Consider the following 862-nt stretch of genomic DNA (forward strand, 5'->3'; position numbering starts at 1 on the left):
GGCCTACCGGCGGGTGCCGGCGGCCTCCGCGGCCGGCGTCGAGGCGCGAATACGCCTGGCCCGGGTGCTCGGCACCGTCACCGCCGCGGGGGCCCCGGATCAGGCCGGCCTGCTGGCGGCGTCGACGATCCTCGACGATCTGGACCTCGATCCGGCGGCCCAGGCAGCCCTGCGCCGAGACCTGCTGGCCGGCGCGCTCGACCTGGTCACCTCCGGCGCACTCGCGGCGGACCCCCAGGTGCGCATCGCCGGTTCGCCGCTGCGGCCCGCCGCACTACGCCTCGGCCTGGAACGCGCCTACCGGACGCTCGCCCGCCTGGCCGCGACGCCCGACGAGCGGTACGCCCTGGTCGATCTCGCCAATGGCGTCCGTCCACGGACGCTCGTGTGACCGCCGAACAGCGCCCGCGGCCGCAAGCCACGCCAGTCGCCGAATCCCCGACCACCAACGAGACCCTGAGCACCAACGAGACCCCGGGTGCCGGCGAAACCCCGGGTCGCGGCGAAACCCCCAGTGCCAGCGAAACCCCGGGTGCCAGCGAAACCCCGGGTGCCAGCGAAACCCCGGGTGGCGGCGAAACCCCGCTGGGCGTCAGGCGGTGCCCGGCGTGCGCGGCGGTCGTGTTTGCGCACGATCGGTTCTGCGAGCGGTGCGGCGCCGGGTTGCGTCCGGGGGGCCCGCCCGCTGACCGCGCCGACCTCGATCTCGGCAGTGCCGCTGCGGTGTCCGACCGTGGCGTGGTGCACCGCACCAACGAGGACGGCTTCGCGCTGCGTGTCCTCGCCGGGCCCGGGGGCGACCCGCCGGTCGCGACCCTCGCCGTCGTCTGCGACGGGGTGTCGACGGCGCCGGGGTCGGGAC

Annotated in this window: 1 protein-coding gene and 1 pseudogene; both read left to right on the forward strand. The window is 76.3% G+C overall.

Annotation, left to right across the window (positions count from 1 at the left end):
- The coding region (locus ND748_RS32980; RefSeq protein WP_285903025.1) for a tetratricopeptide repeat protein at positions 1–391 on the forward strand (391 nt) is incomplete at its 5' end.
- Positions 392–621: 230 nt separating this feature from the next.
- Positions 622–862: pseudogene (locus ND748_RS32985) on the forward strand (protein serine/threonine phosphatase 2C family protein); the annotation flags it as partial.

This window comes from Frankia sp. AiPs1 (genome assembly GCF_023716945.1).
Taxonomy (GTDB): Bacteria; Actinomycetota; Actinomycetes; order Frankiales; family Frankiaceae; genus Frankia.